Source organism: Variovorax sp. GW823-FHT04B03 (assembly GCF_058796495.1).
In genome coordinates this window covers 1,829,618-1,848,579 of the sequence record NZ_JBXAIT010000001.1, presented here as the reverse complement: position 1 = coordinate 1,848,579, position 18,962 = coordinate 1,829,618, and the positions used below count along the sequence as shown (strand labels likewise).

General features: G+C 67.5%; 16 protein-coding genes. 8 read left to right on the top strand and 8 right to left on the bottom strand.

Annotated features, from left to right (window positions below):
* Positions 1–12 precede the first annotated feature (12 nt).
* Positions 13–471, bottom strand: coding sequence for a GNAT family N-acetyltransferase (locus AC1RAD_RS08655; protein WP_153286170.1), 459 nt, complete (start codon positions 469–471; stop codon positions 13–15).
* A gap of 20 nt (positions 472–491) precedes the next feature.
* The gene (locus AC1RAD_RS08650) at positions 492–1,472 is read right to left on the bottom strand and encodes a LysR family transcriptional regulator (RefSeq protein WP_062468761.1); all 981 of its coding nucleotides are present in this window, start codon (positions 1,470–1,472) and stop codon (positions 492–494) included.
* A 106-nt stretch (positions 1,473–1,578) separates the two neighbouring features.
* Here AC1RAD_RS08650 and aptA point away from each other — a divergent pair, with 106 nt between their 5' ends.
* Together aptA and AC1RAD_RS08640 are read left to right on the top strand one after the other, a co-directional pair.
* Complete coding sequence (gene aptA, locus AC1RAD_RS08645) at positions 1,579–2,934, top strand: omega-aminotransferase AptA (RefSeq protein WP_492734526.1); 1,356 nt, start codon at positions 1,579–1,581, stop codon at positions 2,932–2,934.
* Positions 2,935–2,956: 22 nt separating this feature from the next.
* Positions 2,957–4,474, top strand: coding sequence for a CoA-acylating methylmalonate-semialdehyde dehydrogenase (locus AC1RAD_RS08640; RefSeq protein WP_095744313.1), 1,518 nt, complete (start codon positions 2,957–2,959; stop codon positions 4,472–4,474).
* A 177-nt stretch (positions 4,475–4,651) separates the two neighbouring features.
* On the opposite strand, the gene AC1RAD_RS08635 is transcribed toward AC1RAD_RS08640, so the two are convergent.
* Genes AC1RAD_RS08635 through AC1RAD_RS08615 form a run of 5 tightly spaced genes read right to left on the bottom strand, consistent with a single transcriptional unit; the run spans position 4,652 to position 10,069 of the window.
* A complete protein-coding gene (locus AC1RAD_RS08635; RefSeq protein ID WP_492677870.1) occupies positions 4,652–6,040 on the bottom strand; it encodes an FAD-dependent oxidoreductase in 1,389 nt (462 codons plus the stop codon).
* 9 nt (positions 6,041–6,049) lie between these two features.
* Positions 6,050–6,622 (bottom strand): phosphonate degradation HD-domain oxygenase, encoded by a 573-nt coding sequence (locus AC1RAD_RS08630; RefSeq protein ID WP_492734525.1) that lies wholly within the window; start codon positions 6,620–6,622, stop codon positions 6,050–6,052.
* A gap of 2 nt (positions 6,623–6,624) precedes the next feature.
* Complete coding sequence (phnY, locus tag AC1RAD_RS08625; RefSeq protein WP_492677866.1) at positions 6,625–8,073, bottom strand: phosphonoacetaldehyde dehydrogenase; 1,449 nt, start codon at positions 8,071–8,073, stop codon at positions 6,625–6,627.
* 21 nt (positions 8,074–8,094) lie between these two features.
* Positions 8,095–9,321 (bottom strand): phosphonoacetate hydrolase, encoded by a 1,227-nt coding sequence (gene phnA, locus AC1RAD_RS08620; RefSeq protein ID WP_062468779.1) that lies wholly within the window; start codon positions 9,319–9,321, stop codon positions 8,095–8,097.
* A 1-nt stretch (position 9,322) separates the two neighbouring features.
* The gene (locus tag AC1RAD_RS08615) at positions 9,323–10,069 is read right to left on the bottom strand and encodes a phosphonate utilization associated transcriptional regulator (protein ID WP_070061830.1); all 747 of its coding nucleotides are present in this window, start codon (positions 10,067–10,069) and stop codon (positions 9,323–9,325) included.
* 160 nt (positions 10,070–10,229) lie between these two features.
* On the opposite strand from AC1RAD_RS08615, the gene AC1RAD_RS08610 reads away from it, so the two are divergent.
* The 5 genes from AC1RAD_RS08610 (at position 10,230) to AC1RAD_RS08590 (ending at position 16,911) form a co-directional block, all read left to right on the top strand.
* Positions 10,230–11,267: a putative 2-aminoethylphosphonate ABC transporter substrate-binding protein gene (locus AC1RAD_RS08610; protein WP_062468784.1), complete on the top strand. Its 1,038-nt coding sequence runs from the start codon at positions 10,230–10,232 to the stop codon at positions 11,265–11,267.
* Positions 11,268–11,344: 77 nt separating this feature from the next.
* On the top strand, positions 11,345–12,487 hold the full coding sequence (locus tag AC1RAD_RS08605; RefSeq protein ID WP_492677858.1) for a putative 2-aminoethylphosphonate ABC transporter ATP-binding protein: 1,143 nt from the start codon (positions 11,345–11,347) through the stop codon (positions 12,485–12,487).
* On the top strand, positions 12,484–14,208 hold the full coding sequence (locus tag AC1RAD_RS08600; protein WP_492734524.1) for a putative 2-aminoethylphosphonate ABC transporter permease subunit: 1,725 nt from the start codon (positions 12,484–12,486) through the stop codon (positions 14,206–14,208). The genes AC1RAD_RS08605 and AC1RAD_RS08600 overlap by 4 nt, the downstream gene beginning before the upstream one ends.
* A 52-nt stretch (positions 14,209–14,260) precedes the next feature.
* A complete protein-coding gene (locus AC1RAD_RS08595) occupies positions 14,261–15,391 on the top strand; it encodes a 2-aminoethylphosphonate--pyruvate transaminase (RefSeq protein WP_492734523.1) in 1,131 nt (376 codons plus the stop codon).
* Positions 15,392–15,468: 77 nt separating this feature from the next.
* A complete protein-coding gene (locus tag AC1RAD_RS08590; RefSeq protein WP_492734522.1) occupies positions 15,469–16,911 on the top strand; it encodes an MFS transporter in 1,443 nt (480 codons plus the stop codon).
* A 6-nt stretch (positions 16,912–16,917) separates the two neighbouring features.
* On the opposite strand, the gene AC1RAD_RS08585 is transcribed toward AC1RAD_RS08590, so the two are convergent.
* Entirely contained in the window at positions 16,918–18,210 is a 1,293-nt protein-coding gene (locus tag AC1RAD_RS08585) for an SUMF1/EgtB/PvdO family nonheme iron enzyme (RefSeq protein WP_492734520.1), read from the bottom strand.
* A 167-nt stretch (positions 18,211–18,377) separates the two neighbouring features.
* On the opposite strand from AC1RAD_RS08585, the gene AC1RAD_RS08580 reads away from it, so the two are divergent.
* Positions 18,378–18,917 (top strand): TRAP transporter small permease subunit, encoded by a 540-nt coding sequence (locus AC1RAD_RS08580; RefSeq protein ID WP_070061823.1) that lies wholly within the window; start codon positions 18,378–18,380, stop codon positions 18,915–18,917.
* Positions 18,918–18,962: the final 45 nt, after the last annotated feature.

Here is an 18,962-nt window from a genome sequence, read left to right as displayed (position 1 = left end):
CACCACAAAGGTCTAGAAGACCTTGCGGAACCGCTCGGCCCTGCCGAAGCGCACGGCGACAGTGCCATTCGCCTCGAATCCGCATCGAAGGTAGAACGACCCGGCGTGTGGATTGCCGGTGACGTGGAGTGCCGACGCACCCTGGCGCCGGGAAAGCTCGACACAATGCGCGACCAATGCCTTGCCGATGCCGCGACGCCATGCCTCGGGCTCGACGAACAATCCATCGAGTTCGGCGCTGCCGTCATCGTTGGGCAGCACGACAGCGAATCCCGCCGTCACGCCATGGATCTCTGCCACGAACACCCGGCCATCGACGATCTGGGCCAGAGGCAGTTCGATGGCGTCCGGGTCGGACTGAATCGCCTCGCGATCGCCAGGGTTCGCGAGCGATGCGCGCCGCTGCAAGTCTTCGAGTGCCCGGTGTTCCGACGCAAGTGCAGGGCGAATACGCAGTGGTGTTTCGGTCATCTGGGGTGGTTTCAGTGCCTTCAGATCTTCGCACCGCCATGCGCCTGCTCCAGGCACGCCTGAAACGCCAGCACCGCCCGCGAAGGCTTCGGCGACCGCCGCAGCAGGCTCACGAACCGGCACGCATAGTTGAAGCGCGCCGGCAGCACCGCCTTCATCAGCCCGCGCTGCTCGAACACCTGCGCGTAGTGGTCGGGCAGAAAGCCCAGGAAGCGCCCTGACAGGATCAGCGTCGCAATCGCCTCCTGGTCGAACCCCGTCGCCTTGCGCGACAGCCTTGCCCGGTGACTCAGCTCCATGTTCGGCGAGTGATACCCCAGCCCCGCGAAATGGTGCTCGCCCAGCTTCGACCACGTGAGCTTGCCGTGCGGGCTGTCGAACAGCGGATGCCCCTGGCCGCAGTACAGCAGCATGGTTTCATCAAACAGGTCGGCGTAGACGAGGCTCTTCGAGCTGCGGTGCGCCGGGATGATGCCGATCTGGAAATTGCCCTCCAGCACACCCTGCTCGATGGCGTTGATGGAGCCCACGTGCACCGCCAGGTTCACCTCGGGCGCGATCTCGGTGAAGCGGGCAATGGCCTCGCCGATGCGCGCCTTCGGGTTGGTCGCGGTCTTGTCGAACAGCGCCACGTCGAGCTGCCCGCCCATGCGGTTGTGGATGTCGTCGATGCTGCCGCGAAAGGCATCGACCGAGGCCAGCAGGCGCAGCGTCTCGTCGTACACGCGCTGGCCCTCGGCCGTGAGCGCAAAGCCCGCCCGGCCGCGCCGGCACAGCACGAGGCCCAGGCGCGTTTCCAGGTCTTTCACGTGGCGGCTCACGGTCGAGGTGCCGATGTTCAGCTCCAGTTCGGCCGCCGCCATGCCGCCGCAGTCGACCACGCTCTTGAACACCTTGAGCAGGCGCAGGTCCATGTCGCTGAGCTGCCCCAGCACGGCGCGGTTGCGGGTGCCCTGGGCAGCGGTTTCGTCGGCGGGCGAGGCCTTGGCCTTTACTTGCATGGATCGTCAAGTGAACATTGATATTGCGCCATTCTCCACACTGAAGGCGTTGCGAACAATCGGCGCATCCCTTCACCCCCGGAGCCCGCCTTGCGCGGGATGCGCCATGACCCTCGCCACACCCGCCATCGAACCCACGCCCACCGCGCGCACCGACGCCGCCTGGCTCGAGGCGCACTGGATGCCCTACACCGGCAACCGCAACTTCAAGGCCGATCCGCGGATCATCGTGGAGGCCAAGGGCGCCTACTTCACCGACAACGACGGTCGCAAGATCTTCGACGGCCTGTCGGGCCTGTGGTGCTCGGGCCTGGGCCACGGCCGCCCCGAGATCACCGAGGCGGTGAGCCGCCAGATCGCCAAGCTCGACTACTCGCCCGCCTTCCAGTTCGGCCACCCGCTCTCGTTCGAACTGGCCAACAAGATCAAGGAACTGACGCCCGCCGGCCTGGACTACGTGTTCTTCACCGGCTCGGGCTCCGAAGCCGCCGACACCTCGCTGAAGATGGCGCGCGCCTACTGGCGCACCAAGGGCCAGGCCGGCAAGACGCGCCTGATCGGCCGCGAGAAGGGCTACCACGGCGTGAACTACGGCGGCATCTCGGTGGGCGGCATCGCGGCCAACCGCAAGCTGTTCGGCCAGGGCGTCGAGGCCGACCACCTGCCGCACACGCAGCTGGCCAGCAATGCCTTCTCGCGCGGCATGCCCGACAGCGGCGCCGAGCTGGCCGACCGCCTGCTCGACCTCATCGCACTGCACGACGCCTCGACCATCGCGGCCGTGATCGTGGAGCCCTTTGCCGGTTCGGCCGGCGTGGTGATTCCGCCCAAGGGCTACCTGAAGCGCCTGCGCGACATCTGCACGGCCAACAACATCCTGCTGATTTTTGACGAAGTGATCACCGGGTTCGGCCGCTGCGGCGCGCTCACGGGCGCCGATGCCTTCGGCGTCACGCCCGACATCATGAACATCGCCAAGCAGGTCACCAACGGCGCGCAGCCGCTGGGCGCCGTGGTGGCCAGCAAGGACATCTACGACACCTTCATGGCCGCCGGCGGTCCCGAGTACATGCTCGAATTCCCGCACGGCTACACCTACGGCGCGCACCCCGTGGCCTGCGCCGCCGGCATCGCCGCGCTCGACGTGCTCCAGAAGGAAGACATGATCGGCCGCGTGCAGACGCTGGCCCCGCACTTCGAGAACGCCGTGCACAGCCTGAAGGGCAGCAAGCACGTGGCCGACATCCGCAACTACGGCCTGGCCGCCGGCATCACCATCGCCGCGCTGCCGGGCGAGCCCGCACGCCGCCCCTACGAGATCGCGATGAACTGCTGGAAGAAGGGCTTCTACGTGCGCTACGGCGGCGACACGATCCAGCTCGCACCGCCCTTCATCGCCGAGAAGGCCGAGATCGACCGCATGGTCAATGCCCTCGCCGACGCTCTGGCCGAAACCAACTGATCCCCTTTCGAGACCTGAAGACATGCAACACGACAAGAACGTCACCGCCACCATCGGCCACTTCATCGACGGCAAGCACGTCGGCGGCGGCAGCCGCGTGCAGCCGGTGTTCGACCCCGCCACCGGCCTGTCGGCCAAGAGCGTGGCGCTCGCCGACAAGCTCACGGTCGAGCAGGCCATCGCTTCGGCGCAGGCCGCCTTCCCGGCCTGGCGCAACACGCCGCCGCTCAAGCGCGCCCGCGTGATGAGCCGCCTGAAGACGCTGCTCGAGGAAAACGCCGACACCATCGCCGCGCTGATCACCGCCGAGCACGGCAAGGTGCTGGCCGACGCGCACGGCGAGCTGCAGCGCGGCATCGAGAACGTCGAGTACGCCAGCTACGTGCCCGAGCTGCTCAAGGGCGAGCACAGCAAGAACGTGGGCCCGTCGATCGACTCGTGGAGCGAGTTCCAGGCCATGGGCGTCGCCGCCGGCATCACGCCGTTCAACTTCCCCGTCATGGTGCCGCTGTGGATGTGGCCGATGGCCGTGGCGTGCGGCAACACCTTCGTGCTCAAGCCTTCGGAGCGCACGCCCTCCTCCACGCTGTTCATGGCCGAACTCGCGCTGCAGGCCGGCCTGCCGCCGGGCGTGCTGAACGTGGTCAACGGCGACAAGGAAGCGGTCGACACGCTGCTGACCGACCGCCGCGTGAAGGCCGTGAGCTTCGTGGGCTCCACGCCCATCGCCGAATACATCTACACCACGGGCACGGCCCACGGCAAGCGCGTGCAGGCGCTGGGTGGCGCCAAGAACCACGCGGTGGTGATGCCCGACGCCGACATCGGCAACGCCGTGAGCGCGCTCATGGGCGCGGCCTACGGCTCGTGCGGCGAGCGCTGCATGGCGATCCCGCTGGTGGTGGCCGTGGGCGACGCCACGGCCGACGCGGTGGTCGAGGGCCTGAAGGTCGAGATCGCCAAGATGAAGGTCGGCCCCGGCACCGACAACGGCAACGACATGGGCCCGCTGGTCACCCAGCCGCACTTCGAGAAGGTCAAGGCCTTCGTCGACGCGGGCGTGGCCGCCGGCGCCAAGCTGGTGGTCGACGGCCGCGGCATCCAGGTCGAAGGCCACGAAGGCGGCTACTACCTGGGCGCCTGCCTGTTCGACCACGTCAAGCCCGGCATGACGATCTACCAGGAAGAAATCTTCGGCCCGGTGCTCGGCGTGGTGCGCGTGAAGACGCTGCAGGAAGCCATGGACCTGATCGATGCGCACGAGTACGGCAACGGCACCTGCATCTTCACGCGCGACGGTGAGGCCGCGCGCTGGTTCAGCGACAACATCCAGGTCGGCATGGTCGGCATCAACGTGCCGCTGCCAGTGCCCGTGGCGTACCACTCGTTCGGCGGCTGGAAGCGTTCGCTGTTCGGCGACCTGCACGCCTACGGCCCCGACGCCGTGCGCTTCTACACCAAGCGCAAGACCGTCACGCAGCGCTGGCCCTCGGCCGGCGTGCGTGAAGGGACGATGTTCTCGTTCCCCTCGAACCGTTGATGCGGTAGCCGCGGGTCAGAAGGTGGGAATGAATCCGCCGTGTCCGAGCAGCCCGCGCAGGCGCGTGCCCTCAAGGCGCAAAGCGCAGCCGTAGCTTGAGCTACGGCGAGCATTTGCAACGCCGAGGGCGCGTGTCTGCGCGGGATGAGCGGGCATGGCGGGTTCGTTCACACCTTCTCAAGCCTTGTCGGCCTTGCCTGCGGCGTTCGCCAGCTTGCTGAGCATGCGGTCCACCAGCCATGGCTGGCGGTCCTCATCCTCAGCGCGTTCCTTGCGGCGGATCGCGTTGCGCACGACGATCGAGCCCACATAGCGCATCGGCTCCGGCGGAAAGTAGCCCAGCGGCCCGTTCGTGATCGGGCTGCGCGTCCATGCGTTGTCCTGGTCGAGCACCAGCGACGACAGGATCTGCCCGCCCATGTAGGTCGGCCCCACCCCGTTGCCCGAGTAGCCGAAGCCGTAGTAGATGTGCGGCGCGCCATCGAGCTTGCCGAAGAACGGAAAGCCCGTCACCGAGCGGTCGGACGGGCCGTTCCAGCTCGCGGTGATCGGCGTGTCGCGCAATGCGGGGAAGAAGGAATGCAGGGCCTGCGTGAGCTCGCCCTCGTAGGGCGAGCGCTCGTCGAACACCTTGGCCATGCGACCGCCCCACGCGAAGGTGTTGCCGCCCTTGCCCAGCATGATGCGGCCGTCGACCGTGCTGCGGTAGTAGTACACGAAGGTGCGCGAGTCGAGCACCGACACGCCGTCGGTCAGGCCGATCTGCTGCAACAGCTCGGGGCAGCGCTCGGTGATGATCATGTCGCTCGACACGATGGCGATGGTCCGCTCGAACTGCGGGAAGCGGCTGGCCATCCACGCGTTCATCGCCAGCACCAGTTTCTTCGCGCGCACGCGCCCGGTGGGCGTGTGCACCAGCACGGGCTGGTCGGTGCTGAAGTCGAGCATGGGCGTGCGCTCGTGGATGCGGATGCCCATGGCCAGCGCCACGCGCCGCAGCCCGCGCACCAGCTTGCCCGGGTGCACGGTGGCGGCGATCGGCGAGTACACGCCGGCCAGGTTGCGCGCCGAGCCCGAGCGCCGCGCCACCTCGTCGGGCGGCAGCGCGTGGTACGAGTGGATGCCGCGCGCCTCCAGCGCCTGCATCATCGGATCGAGCGTGCCGATCTGCGCCTGCGAGGTCGCGGTGTAGAGCGTGCCGTCGCGCCGAAGTTCGGCGTCGATGCCGTGCGCCGCGCAGAAGTCGGCGATGTGCCCCACCGCCGCTTCCGACGCCTTCACGAGGCGCACCGCCTCGTCTTCGCCGAACAGCCGCCGCAGCGTCAAAAACTTGGCCGACCAGGTGAGCAGGCAACCGCCGTTGCGCCCGCTCGCGCCGGCGCCGCACAGGTCGCTTTCGAGAATGACGATGTCCAGCGCGGGCGCCTGCAGCTTGGCCTGGATGGCCGTCCACAGGCCGGTGAAGCCGCCGCCGACGATGCAGACGTCGGCGGTGGTTTCACCTTGCAGCGCCGGTGCCAGATCGCCGTCGTTGAAGAGCGCTTGTTCGATCCAGAAGGGGCGCATCCGTGTGCCTTAAGCGGTGGTGAGGGCTTGCCGGTGTTCGGCGGAACTGATCTCGAGGTGGCGCACGAAGTGCGCGAGGCCGGGCATGTCGGCATCGGCCAGCTTGGCCGTGTCGTCCCACTGCCGCAGGCGCACCGCGTCCATCGCATGCGGCAGCGTCTCGAAAGCCTTGGCCTGTGCCTCGTCGAAGACGCCGCCCTGCAGTTGCAGGCTGCGCTTCGAGTCGGGCGACAGCGCCTCCAGGTAGCCCGGCACGCGCGCGCACAGGAAGCGCTTGGCGTCCACATGCAACCGGATCGGTTCCAGCGTGGCCGGGCCGAACAGCGCGCGCAGGAACGGCAGGCAGCGGTACTGGTGCAGGTCGTCCAGCCCCTGCTGCGTCGGCGTGCCGCCGAAGTCGTGCAGCAGGTGGCCCAGGTCATGCAGCAGGGCGGCGGCGATCAGCGCGCTGTCCGCCCCCTCCTGCTCGGCCAGGTGCGCGGACTGCAGCGCGTGCTCCAGCTGCGTGACCGGCTCGCCGTCGTACTGCGCATGGCCCTTGGTCTCGAAGAGGCCGACGATGTCGGGGATGCTGAGGCTCATGGTTACCAGGGCAGCGAGTAGGTCTTGGTGTTGGTGAAGCTCTTCATGGCTTCGAGCACGCCTTCCTTGTAGCCCAGGCCCGAGTCCTTGATGCCGCCGAAGGGCGTGAGCTCCAGGCGGTAGCCGGGCACTTCGCGCACGTTGACGCTGCCCACGTTCAGCTCGCGGATGAAGCGCGTGATGTAGTCCAGGCGGTTGGTGCAGATCGAGGACGACAAACCGTAGGCCGTGCCGTTGGAGATGCGGATCGCCTCGTCGATGTTCCTGAAGCGGATCACCGGCGACACGGGGCCGAAGGTCTCGTGCTTGGCAACGGTCATCTCGGGATCGACGTGGTCGAGCACGGTGGGCGAGTACAGCGCGCCGCGGCGTTCGTTGCCGTACAGGAGCTTGGCGCCTGCGGCGATGGCTTCGTTGACCACGGCCTCGAACTGCTTCGCAGCTGCCTCGTCGATCACGGTGCCCATGTCGGTGTCGGGGTCCATCGGGTCGCCGTATTTCAGTGCGCGGGTCTTCTCGACCAGCAGTTCGACGAAGCGATCTGCGACCGACTCGTGCACCAGCATGCGTTTGACTGCGGTGCAGCGCTGCCCCGAGTTCTTGTACGACCCATTGGCAGCCAGCGTCGCCGCCTCCTCGATGTCCGCGTCTTCCATCACGATGATCGGGTCGTTGCCGCCCAGCTCCAGGATCTGGCGCTTGTAGGTGGCCTTGCCCGCGATGTACTTGCCGATGGGCACGCCACCCGTGAAGGTGACGAGGTCGACATCGGCATTGGTCAGCAGCTCGTCGGCGATCTCCTTGGGGTCGCCCGTGAGCACCGACAGCATCTGCGGCGGCAGGCCCGCCTCGTACAGGATGTCGGCCAGCAAGAAGGCCGTGAGCGGCGTCTTCTCGCTGGGTTTCAGAACGATGCGGTTGTTGGTCGCAATGGCCGGTGCCACCTTGTGGATCACCTGGTTCAGCGGATGGTTGAACGGCGTGATGGCGGTGATGGCGCCCAAGAGCGGCTCGCGCATCGTGTAGACCTTGCGGCTCTTGCCGTGGTGCGTGAGGTCGCAGGAGAACACCTGGCCGTCGTCCACCAGCGCCTGGTTGGCGGCGAACAGCAGCACGTCGGAGGCGCGGCCCACTTCGTACAGCGAGTCCTTGCGCGACAGGCCCGACTCGAGCGTGATGGTGCGCGACATCTCGTCCAGGCGCGAGGCGATGATCTCGCCGGCGCGCATGAGAATCTTGTAGCGCTCGTAGCGCGTGAGCGTGGGCTTGTAGTCGCGGGCGATGCGCAGGGCATGGCGCACGTCGTCCAGCGTGGCCTTGGGCACGGTGGCGATCACCTCGCCGGTGTACGGGTAGGTGACCTCGATGGTGCGGTCGCGATGGACTTTCTCGCCGGCGATGCGCAAGGCTTCGCGGTGGACGGTGCCTGGCTTCAGGATGGCTTGGCTCATGGGTGCTTGCTCCGTGTGGCTTCAGCGTGCGTGGTTCAGGGCGAGGTCGAGCGCATCGAAGTTGCGCAGCCGGCGGCCGGGGGCAATGCCTTCGACCGGGCGGTTGCAGATCAGCGGCACCTTCTGCTCGGACACGCCGCCGTGCGAACGCAGCGGCACTTCGAGGGCCGACAGGTCGTGGCGACTGGCGGCGGTGCCGATGACGGTGCTCTGTTCGCTCACCACCACGATGTCGCCGATGCGGTCCGGCGGCAGCTCGAAGCGCTTGGCGGCTTCGGCGCGCGAGAGCACGAGCTCCATGCCCGGGATGCCCTTGATGCGTTCGATCCAGCCCGGCACGCTGGCTTCATCGGGCGCGTACACGGTGGCGAAAGAACCGAGCGCGCCGTGGTGCACGACGTAAGGGTCGGTGATCGGCAGGATCACGCGGGCCTTTTCAGCGCCGTACCAGCCGTCGAGCACGTCCTGCAGATAGATCACGTTGGGCGAGCCGTCCGCGCCGTGCTTGTCGTTCATGCCGTGGTCGGCCGTGAGCACGATGGTGGCGCCCAGCGCATCGAGTTGCGCGAGATAGCCGTCCATCATTTGATAGAACGCGTTGGCGGCGGGGCTGCCCGGCGCGGCCTTGTGCTGCACGTAGTCGGTGGTCGACAGGTACATGAGGTCAGGGCGCTGTGACTCCATCAGCTTCACGCCGGCGGCAAACACGAACTCCGAGAGCTCCGCGCTGTACACCGAAGGCACCGGCATGCCGACCATGTCGAGCACGTTGTCGATGCCGTTTTCTTCCATCGTCACCTGGTCCGACTTCTCGGACGAGAAGCAGATGCCCTTCATCTTGTGGCCCAGCAGCTTGCGCAGCTTGTCCTTGGCCGTGACCACCGCGAGCTTGGCGCCCGCATCGGCAAACGCAGCCAGCACCGTGCCGGCGCGCAGGTACTTGGGGTCGTTCATCATCACTTCCTGGCCCAGCTCGCGGTCGAAGAAGTAGTTGCCACAGATGCCGTGCACGGCCGGCGGCGCGCCGGTCACGATCGACAGGTTGTTGGGGTTGGTGAACGAGGGCACGACGCAATCGGCGAGCAGGTCGGCACCGTCCTTGCGCATGCGGGCGATGTAGGGCGCCACGCCGGCTTCGATGGCCGCGTCGAGGTAGGCCGGCTCGCAGCCGTCCACGCACACGACCACGATCGGACGCGCCATCCAGCGATAGCTCCTGGCATTGACTTCAAGTGTCTCCGGTGTCATTTCAGACTTCCTTTTGGGGTGGGTGGTTCGGGGTAGCGGTGGTGTTGCTCGAAGTGGCCGCATCGGCGTCGATGCGGCCGAAGGCCTTGTGCATGCGTGCGCGGCTGCCGGCCACGTGTTCGCGCAGTGCGCGCCCGGCCGTGTCGGGGTTGCCGCTGGCGATGGCGTCGACGATGTGGCTGTGCTCGTCGGCCGAGACCCGCAGGCCGCCGCCGCTGTCGAGCGCGCGCATTCTGAAAAGGTGCAGCTCCTTGACGAGCCGCTTGTAGGTTTCGGTGAGCTTCTTGCTGCCGGCGGTGTCGAGCAGGATCTCGTGGAACTGCAGGTTGAGCTGCGCGTACTGCTCCACGTCCTGCGCCTGCGCCGCCGAGCGCATGGCGTCGACCATGGCGCGCAGGCGCTCCACCGCGTCGGGCTGGATCGCCAGCGCCACGCGCCGGCCGATGATTTCTTCCAGCGCCTCGCGCAGCTCGTAGATCTCGTCGGCTTCCTCGAACGCGATCTCGCGCACGAAGACGCCGCGGTTCTTCTCGTTGCGCACGAGGCCCGCTTCTTCCAGGGCACGCAACGCCTCGCGGATCGGGCCGCGGCTGGTGTTGAAGCGCTGCGAGAGCTCGCTCTCGTTGATGCGGCTGCCCACGGGGAGCTCGCCCGTCATGATCAAACGCTCGATTTCTTCCTGCATCAGCATCGGCAGCGAGCTGGACTGGAGGAACGCGAGGGCGGCGGAGTGATTGCTGGTGACCATGGGGCGTATTTTCCCGAAGGATCGTCAACTGTCAACAATTTTTTATTGACAGTCATCAATCAGCAACCTACATTGCAAACACCGGATGGCGTTGCCCACCCTCGCGCCGGCGCCAGCCCTCACCCTTCTTCAGTGACAGCCAGCCTTTCAGGAGAAACAGATGACGATGAAACAAAGCACGCGCCGTCTCACGGCCGCCCTGTGTGTTGCGGCCCTCGGCCTCGTGTCCGGCAGTGCGTGGGCGCAAAAGACGCCGCTCCTGGTCTACACGGCGCTCGAGACCGACGCCATGAAGCTCTACAAGGACGCGTTCGAGAAGGCCAACCCCGACATCGAGGTGAAGTGGGTGCGCGACTCCACCGGCATCGTCACCGCCAAGCTGCTGGCCGAAAAAGCCAACCCGCAGGCCGACGTGGTGGCCGGCCTGGCCGCCAGCAGCCTGGCGCTGCTGCAGCAGGAAGGCATGCTGCTGCCTTATGAGCCCAAGGGCTTCAAGGAGCTGAACCCCGCGTACTCCGACGCCGCGCGCCCGCCCGCCTGGGTCGGCATGGACGTGTGGGCCGCCACCATCTGCTTCAACACGGTCGAGGCCAAGAAGCTCGGCCTGCCCAAGCCCGAGAGCTGGAAGGACCTGACCAAGCCCGTCTACAAGGGCACGATCTCGATGCCGCACCCCGCCTCCAGCGGCACCGGCTACCTCGACGTGTCGTACTGGCTGCAGAACATGGGCGACGCCGAAGGCTGGAAGTACATGGACGCGCTGCACCAGAACATCGCGCAGTACGTGCACTCGGGCTCCAAGCCCTGCAAGCAGGCGGGCGCGGGCGAGTTCCCCATCGGCATCTCGTTCGAGTTCCGCGCGCACCAGGTGAAGAAGTCGGGCGCGCCGGTCGACCTGATCTTCCCCAAGGAAGGCCTGGGCTGGGACATCGAGGCCACCAGCCTCATGAAGACCAGCACGAAGCTGGCGCAGGGCAAGCGCTTTGCCGACTGGATGGCGAGCAAGGAAGCCAACCAGATCAGCGCGCGCTGGTGGGCCGTGGTCGCCTACCCGGGCGTGGTCTCCAAGCTGGAAGGCATTCCGGACAACTACGAGAAGCTGCTGGCCAAGAACGACCTGAACTGGGCCGCGAAGAACCGCGAACGCATCCTGGCCGAATGGAGCAAGCGCTACGAAGGCAAGGCCGAACCCAAGTAAGCCCGACGGCATCCCCCGGTTTTCAATTCAAGGGTGCCGCCGCAGCTGGTGACGCCCTCCAACGACGAGTGCGAAAAATGGACATGACCGACACCCGCTTCATCGCCAGCCAGTTGACTCCCACCTCGGCCCCGCCCGCGGCCCTCGAGATCGTCGGCGTTCGCAAGGACTTCGAGACCTTCAGCGCGCTGCGCGACGTGCACCTGCGCGTGAACCCGGGCGAGATGCTGTGCTTTCTCGGCCCCTCCGGCTGCGGCAAGACCACGCTGCTGCGCATCATCGCGGGCCTGGAGACGCAGACCGCCGGGCAGATCCTGCAGAACGGCAAGGACGTCTCGTGGCTCTCGCCGGACAAGCGCGACTACGGCATCGTGTTCCAGTCGTACGCGCTCTTTCCCAACCTGTCGATCGCCGAGAACGTGGGCTACGGCCTCGTCAACAGCCGTGCGAAGCGGGGCGAGATCAAGTCGCGTGTCGACGAGCTGCTGAAGCTGGTCGGCCTGCCGACCTCGGGCGCCAAGTACCCGAGCCAGCTCTCGGGCGGCCAGCAACAGCGCGTGGCCTTGGCCCGCGCGCTGGCCACGCGGCCCGGCCTGCTGCTGCTGGACGAGCCGCTGTCGGCGCTCGACGCGCTGGAGCGCATTCGCCTGCGCGGCGAGATCCGCCGGCTGCAGAAGCAGGTCGGCATCACGACCATCATGGTCACGCACGACCAGGAAGAAGCGCTGTCGATGGCCGACCGCATCGTGGTGATGAACCACGGCGTGATCGAGCAGGTCGGCACGCCGATGGAAATCTACGAACAGCCGGCCACGCCCTTCGTCGCCGACTTCGTGGGCAAGGTCAACGTGCTGCGCGCGATGGCGCTGGGCAACCAGCGCTTCCAGGTCGGCGACATGGAACTGCAGTGCGACGCCTGCGACGGCGCCTTCGAGCCCGGCGACGCGGTCAACCTCTACCTGCGGCCCGAAGACCGCGCGGTGGAACACCTGCGCGAGGACACGCCCAACCGCCTGCAGGCCAAGGTCACGAAGGTCGAGTTCCTGGGCGGCCTGTGCATTGCCGAAGTGACGGCCGACGCACTGCACGGCCAGACACTGGGCCTGCATTTCTCGCTGAACCAGCTGCACGACCTGGACATCCGCGAGGGCAACACGATCGACATCGCGCTGCGCGCCAACCGCATCCGCGCCTTTGCCGCGCGCACCGCCAAGCCATGAACACGCTGGCTCATCCCCGCCCTGTGCTCGCCGCACGCCCGGCCTTGCGCTGGAGCCGCGACGAGACCATCGCGCGCGCCATCCTGTTCGTGGTGATGGCGATGCTGTTCGTGTTCCTCATCGCGCCGCTTTTGACCATCCTGGCCCACGCGGTGCAGGACAAGAACGGCCGCTTCGTCGGCCTGGCCCACTTCATCACCTACTTCCAGACGCCGAGCCTGCTGCGCGCGGCCTGGAACTCGGTGTGGGTGTCGGCCGCGGTGGTGATGATCTCGGTGCCCACGGCCTTCGTGTTCGCCTACGCGCTCACGCGCAGCCGCATGCCGGCGCCGCTGAAGGCGGTGTTCCGGCTCATCGCGCTCATTCCGCTGCTCGCGCCCTCGCTGCTGTCGGCCATCTCTTTCGTGCAGTGGTTCGGCAACCAGGGCGCGCTCAAGTTCCTGCTGGGCGGCGCCTCGATCTACGGTGCGCCCGGCATCATCCTGGCCGAGGTCTACAACACCTTTCCGCACGCGCTGATGATCCTGGTCACCGCGCTGTCGCTGGCCGACGGCCGGCTGTACGAGGCGGCCACCGCGCTGCGCACGCGGCCCCTGCGCCAGTTCATGACGATCACCCTGCCCTCGTGCAAGTACGGCCTGATCAGCGCGGCCACCGTGGTCTTCACCTACGTGGTGAGCGACTTCGGCGCGCCCAAGGTCATCGGCGGCAACTTCAACGTGCTGTCGGTCGACGTGTTCAAGCAGGTGGTGGGCCAGCACAACTTCTCCATCGGCGCGGTGGTGGGCATGCTGCTGCTCATTCCGTCGATCATCTCCTTCGTGATCGACTACGTGGTGCGGCGCAAGCTGAAGGCGCAGCTCACGGCGCGCTCGGTGCCCTACACACCCAAGCCGCGCAAGGTGGCCGATGCGCTGCTCACGCTGTTCTGCACCGTGGTCTGCAGCCTGCTGCTGGCCACCATCGGCATGGCGATCTACACCTCGGCGATCTCGCTGTGGCCGTACGACCTGTCGTTCACGCTCAAGCACTACCACTTCGTGCTGGTCGAAAGCGACATGGCCGCCGCCTACGGCAACAGCCTGCTGGTGGCCATGGTCACCGCGGTGGCCGGCTCGCTCATCGTGTTCGTGGGCGCCTACCTGATCGAGAAGACGCGCAACCTGGGCCTCATGCGCAAGGGCATGCACCTGATGGCGGTGCTGTCGATGGCGGTGCCGGGCCTGGTGCTGGGCCTGGGCTACGTGATGTTCTTCAACCATCCGTCCAACCCGCTGAACTTCCTGTACCAGACGATGGCGATCCTGGTCATCTCGATGGTGGTGCACTACTACACCTCGAGCCACCTCACGGCGGTGACGGCGCTCAAGCAGATCGACAACGAGTTCGAGGCCGTGTCGGCGTCGCTGAAGGTGCCGTTCTTCAAGACCTTCCTGCGCGTGACGGTGCCGGTGTGCCTGCCGGCCATCCTGGACATCGGGCGCTACTTCTTCGTGGTGTCGATGGCCAGCCTGTCGTGCGCCATCTTCCTGTACACGCCGGAGACCATCCTCGCGTCGGTCGCGATCATGCACCTGGACGACGCCGGCGACATCGGCCCGGCCGCCGCGCTGGCCAGCCTGATCGTCGTCACCTCGACGCTGGTGTGCATCGCCTACGCACTGCTCACCCGCGTGCTGCTCGCACGCACGCAGGCCTGGCGCAACCTCGGCCGCGGCTGAACGAACCCTTTTACCTCTCGCCCCTCATTCCCTTTCCCTGCCTGGAGACACCATGAGTCAAGCCGCCCACCCCATCCTGCTCACGCCCGGCCCCCTGACCACCTCGGACCGCACCCGCCAAGCGATGCTGCGCGACTGGGGCTCATGGGACGCCGACTTCAACCAGATCACGGCGCGCATCCGCAAGGAAGTGCTCAACATCGTGCACGGCACGGGCACGCACGAATGCGTTCCGTTGCAAGGCAGCGGCACCTTCTCGGTCGAAGCGGCCATCGGCACGATCGTGCCGCGCAACGGCCATGTGCTGGTGCCGAGCAACGGCGCCTACTGCCAACGCCTGGCCAAGATCTGCAAGGTGCTCGGCCGCAAGCTCACCACCATCGACTACACCGAAGAAAAACAGGTCTCGCCCGCCGACGTCGACCGCGCGCTCGCGGCCGACCCCAGCATCACGCACGTCGCGGTGGTGCACTGCGAAACCGGCGCCGGCGTGCTCAACCCGCTGCACGAGATCGCGCTGGTCGTCGCCAAGCATGGGCGCGGCCTGATCATCGATGCGATGAGCTCCTTCGGCGCGCTGGAGATCGACGCGCGCAAGACACCGTTCGATGCCGTGGTCGCCGCCTCGGGCAAGTGCCTCGAAGGCGTGCCGGGCATGGGCTTCGTCATCATCAAGCGCAGCACGCTCGAAAAGTGCGAAGGCAACTGCCACTCGCTGAGCATGGACCTGTACGACCAGTGGGTCTACATGGAGAAGACCACGCAGTGGCGCTTCACGCCGCCCACGCACGTGGTGGCCGCGCTCGACACCGCCATTGCGCAGTACATCGAGGAAGGTGGCCTGCCCGCACGCGGCGGACGCTATGCGCGCAACTGCAAGGCGCTGGTCGACGGCCTCGCCACGCTGGGCTTCCGGCCTTTCCTCGACCCGGCCATCCAGGCGCCGATCATCGTCACCTTCCATGCGCCCGACGATGCCAACTACGACTTCAAGACCTTCTATCAAGAGGTGAAGAAGCGCGGCTACATCCTCTACCCCGGCAAGCTGACACAGGTCGAGACCTTCCGCGTGGGCTGCATGGGGCACTTCGGCGACGCGGGCATCCCGGGCGCGGTGGCGGCCATTGCCGACACGCTGAAAGCCATGGGCATCCGGCAGGTGACGGCGGCCGTCGCGGCCTGAAGCACCTGTGAGCGGACCGGCGCATTGCAGCGCCGGTCCTACAACGCGGGGGTGATGCGCTTCGCATAATGCCCCGCATGACGGTTCTGCGCAGCGACATCCCTGCCCGCCTGGACCGCCTGCCGTGGTCGCGCTGGCACTGGCGCGTGGTGATCGCGCTGGGCGTGGCCTGGATCCTCGACGGCCTCGAGGTCACGCTGGTGGGCTCCATCGGCGCGGTGCTGGAGCGGCCCGACACGCTCGGGCTCACGGCGGCAGAAATCGGCTGGTCGGGCTCGATCTACATCGCGGGCGCGGTGATCGGCGCGCTGGTGTTCGGCCGGCTCACCGACCGGCTCGGGCGCAAGAAGCTCTTCCTGCTCACGCTCGTGGTCTACACGCTCGGCACGCTGGCCACGGCCTTCTCCCCCAACTTCGCCTTCTTCGCGCTGTGCCGCTTCGTCACGGGGCTGGGCATCGGCGGCGAGTACGCGGCCATCAACTCGGCCATCGACGAACTCATTCCGGCGCGTGTGCGCGGGCGCGTCAACCTCGCGATCAATGGCAGCTTCTGGATCGGTGCAGCGCTCGGCGCGGCGCTGAGCCTGGTGCTGCTCGATGCGCGCGTGATCGGCCCCGTGTGGGGCTGGCGCGCGGGCTTCGCGCTGGGGGCGGTGCTGGCGGTGGCGATCCTGCTGGTGCGCCGCCACGTGCCCGAGAGCCCGCGCTGGCTCATCGCGCACGGACGTGCGGACGAAGCCGAGCGCATCGTCGCAAACATTGAGCGCGAAGTCGAAACGCAGCACGGGCCGCTGCCCGCTGCGCAAGGCCACGTCATGTACACCGCCGCGCGCCAGAACAGCCCGCCGATGCGCGAGGTGGCGCGCGTGCTGCTGCGGCGCTACCCGGCGCGCAGCGTGGTGGCGACAGCGCTCATGGTGTCGCAGGCCTTTTTCTACAACGCGATCTTCTTCACCTACGCGCTGGTGCTCACACGCTTCTACGGCGTGGCCGAAGGCCGCGTGGCGCTGTACATCTTTCCGTTCGCGCTGGGCAACGTGCTCGGGCCGCTGCTGCTGGGTCCGCTGTTCGACAGCGTAGGCCGGCGCCGGATGATCGCGCTGACCTATGTGCTGGCCGGCGTGGGCCTGGCGCTCACGGGCTGGGCCTTCATGCAGGGCTGGCTCGACGCGCGCAGCCAGGCGCTGTGCTGGTCGGCGGTGTTCTTTCTTGCGTCGGCCGCGGCCAGCTCGGCCTACCTGACGGTGAGCGAGGTGTTCCCGCTGGAGATGCGCGCCATGGCCATCGCGATCTTCTATGCCATCGGCATGGGCGCGGGCGGCTTCGCGGCGCCGGTGCTGTTCGGGATGCTGATCGAGACCGGCAGCCGCGGCGCGGTGATGGTGGGCTACCTGATCGGCGCCATGCTGGTCATCGTCGCGGGGCTGCTGGCGCTGCGCTACGCGGCCGATGCGGAACGCAAGCCGCTGGAAGAAGTGGCGCCGCCGCTGTCGTCGGAAGCGGGCGGCGAGCGGCCCTGAAGACGGCTACAGCGCGCAGGTGCGGAAGCCGAAGAAGCCGTCGTCGGCATCGGGCAGCGCGAAGCCACGGCGGCGCGGCGAGCGCAGCCGCGCACGGGTCGCGAACGAGGCGCCGCGCAGCACGCGCGCACGGCCGAAGGCGGCCACCGGATCGAACTCGCCACCGGCGCTCCACGGATCGGACCGGAAGCCCGGCCAGGGCTGCAGCGTGCCTGCCGTCCACTCGTGCACATCGGCCCAGCGAAAGCCGCGGCGCGCGGCCGTGTGGGCCGCGATCTCCCATTCGACCTCGGTCGCGATGCGCCGGCCGGCCCAGCGCGCCCAGGCGTCGGCCTCCCACCAGCTCAGGTGCACGGCGCTGTGGTGCCCGGCCGCGCGCACGGTGACGCCGAAGCGCTGCTGCAGCACCGAGCCACCCGTGCCGTTGCGCGACACGCCGATCTGCTCCACATGGCGCGGCCCGCGCCGGCCTTCGGTCTGCGCGGCGAGCCAGCGCCAGCCGTCGCTGTGCCACAGTTCCTCGCGGTCGTAGCCGCCGTCGTCGACGAACTCGATGTACTGGTCCCAGGTGACGGGCTGCGCGTCGATCTCGAACTCGGGCACGTCGACGCGGTGCGCCGCGCCTTCCTGCGCAAACAGGAAGCCGCTGTGCTCGGGCAGGCCGAGCTCCCAGCGCGTGGCCGGCAGCAGCAGCGGCTCGCGCGTGACGGCGGTGGGCGGCTGCTCGATGTTCAGCGGCAGGCCCAGCGTCTGCGCCAGCACCACGAGCTGTTCGCCGCGCAGGTCTTCATGGAAGAGCGCGAGCCGGTAGAAGTACAGGCCGGCGTCGGTCTCGGCGGCGTTCTCGAGCAGCTCGAGCGTGCTTTCGAGGGTTTCGAGCAGGTAGGCCTTGGTCTGGCCCAGGCCCGGCAGGTCGGGCGACCAGCAGCGATCGGCCGCGCCCTGGGCCGGGTTCCACCAGTCGTCGGCGTCGGGGTCGATGGCGGCCAGCCGCGTGGGGCGCACGGGGCAGTCGATGCCGAAGGCGCGCTGGGTGTTGCGCCCGATCCACCATTCGGCGAACCAGCCGATGTGGCCCGCCAGCCAGACCGGCGGCACCACGCCCGGCTGCGGCGGCACGCGCATGGCTTCGCCCAACGCCTGTTCAAACAGGGACAGCAGGTGCAGCGTGTGGTTGCGCGCGTCGATGAGGGCCAGCGAGAGCAGGTCGCGGCCGGCGCGGCGCATGTCGGGGGAGTCGATCGACAGGGGCGGGCTCGCCGCACCGAAGGGCGTCGAAGGCGGCGGGCTCGAAGACATGGGCCATTATGGCGACCGCCCGACAGGCCCTCTGGCGACGCGGATTCCGGGTAAACCCGAGTTTGTGTCAAGGCAATACTAAGGTTCACCGAGATACCATTGCGGGCTTTGCGCGCAGCCCCCACCAGGGGCCGGCGCTTCACCTTGGGCTTCGCGGGAGACACCCCTTGTCTGTATTCCTCAAATTCGCGGCCGTCATGGACTGGGTCAGCGAAAAACTCGGCAAATTTGCCGGCTATGCGGTCCTGGCCGCATCGCTCATCTCGGCCGCCAATGCCTTCGTCCGGTACGGCTTCGACTTCAGCAACAACGCCTTCCTCGAGATCCAGTGGTATCTGTTCGCCGCCACCGTGATGCTCGGTGCGCCGGTGGTGCTGCGCTTCAACGAGCACGTGCGCGTGGACATCATCTACGGCAAGCTCAAGGGCCACGGGCCGGTGTATGTTGACCTGTTCGGCCTGACCTTCTTCCTGCTGCCGGTGATGGGCCTGCTGACCTACCTCACCTGGCCGTTCTTCTGGAACACCTGGGTGTCGGGCGAGATGTCGGGCAACATCGGCGGGCTGATCCGCTGGCCCGCCGCGCTGCTGATGCCCGTGGGTTTCTGCACGATGTTCCTGCAAGGTGTCGCCGAGATCATCAAGCGCATCGCCTACCTGCGCGGACTGATCGAGATGAACACGCACTACGAGAAGCCGGTGCAGTGATGGCGTTCGTCGCGCTTCGCCAGACCGCCCCGACACCGCCCGTAC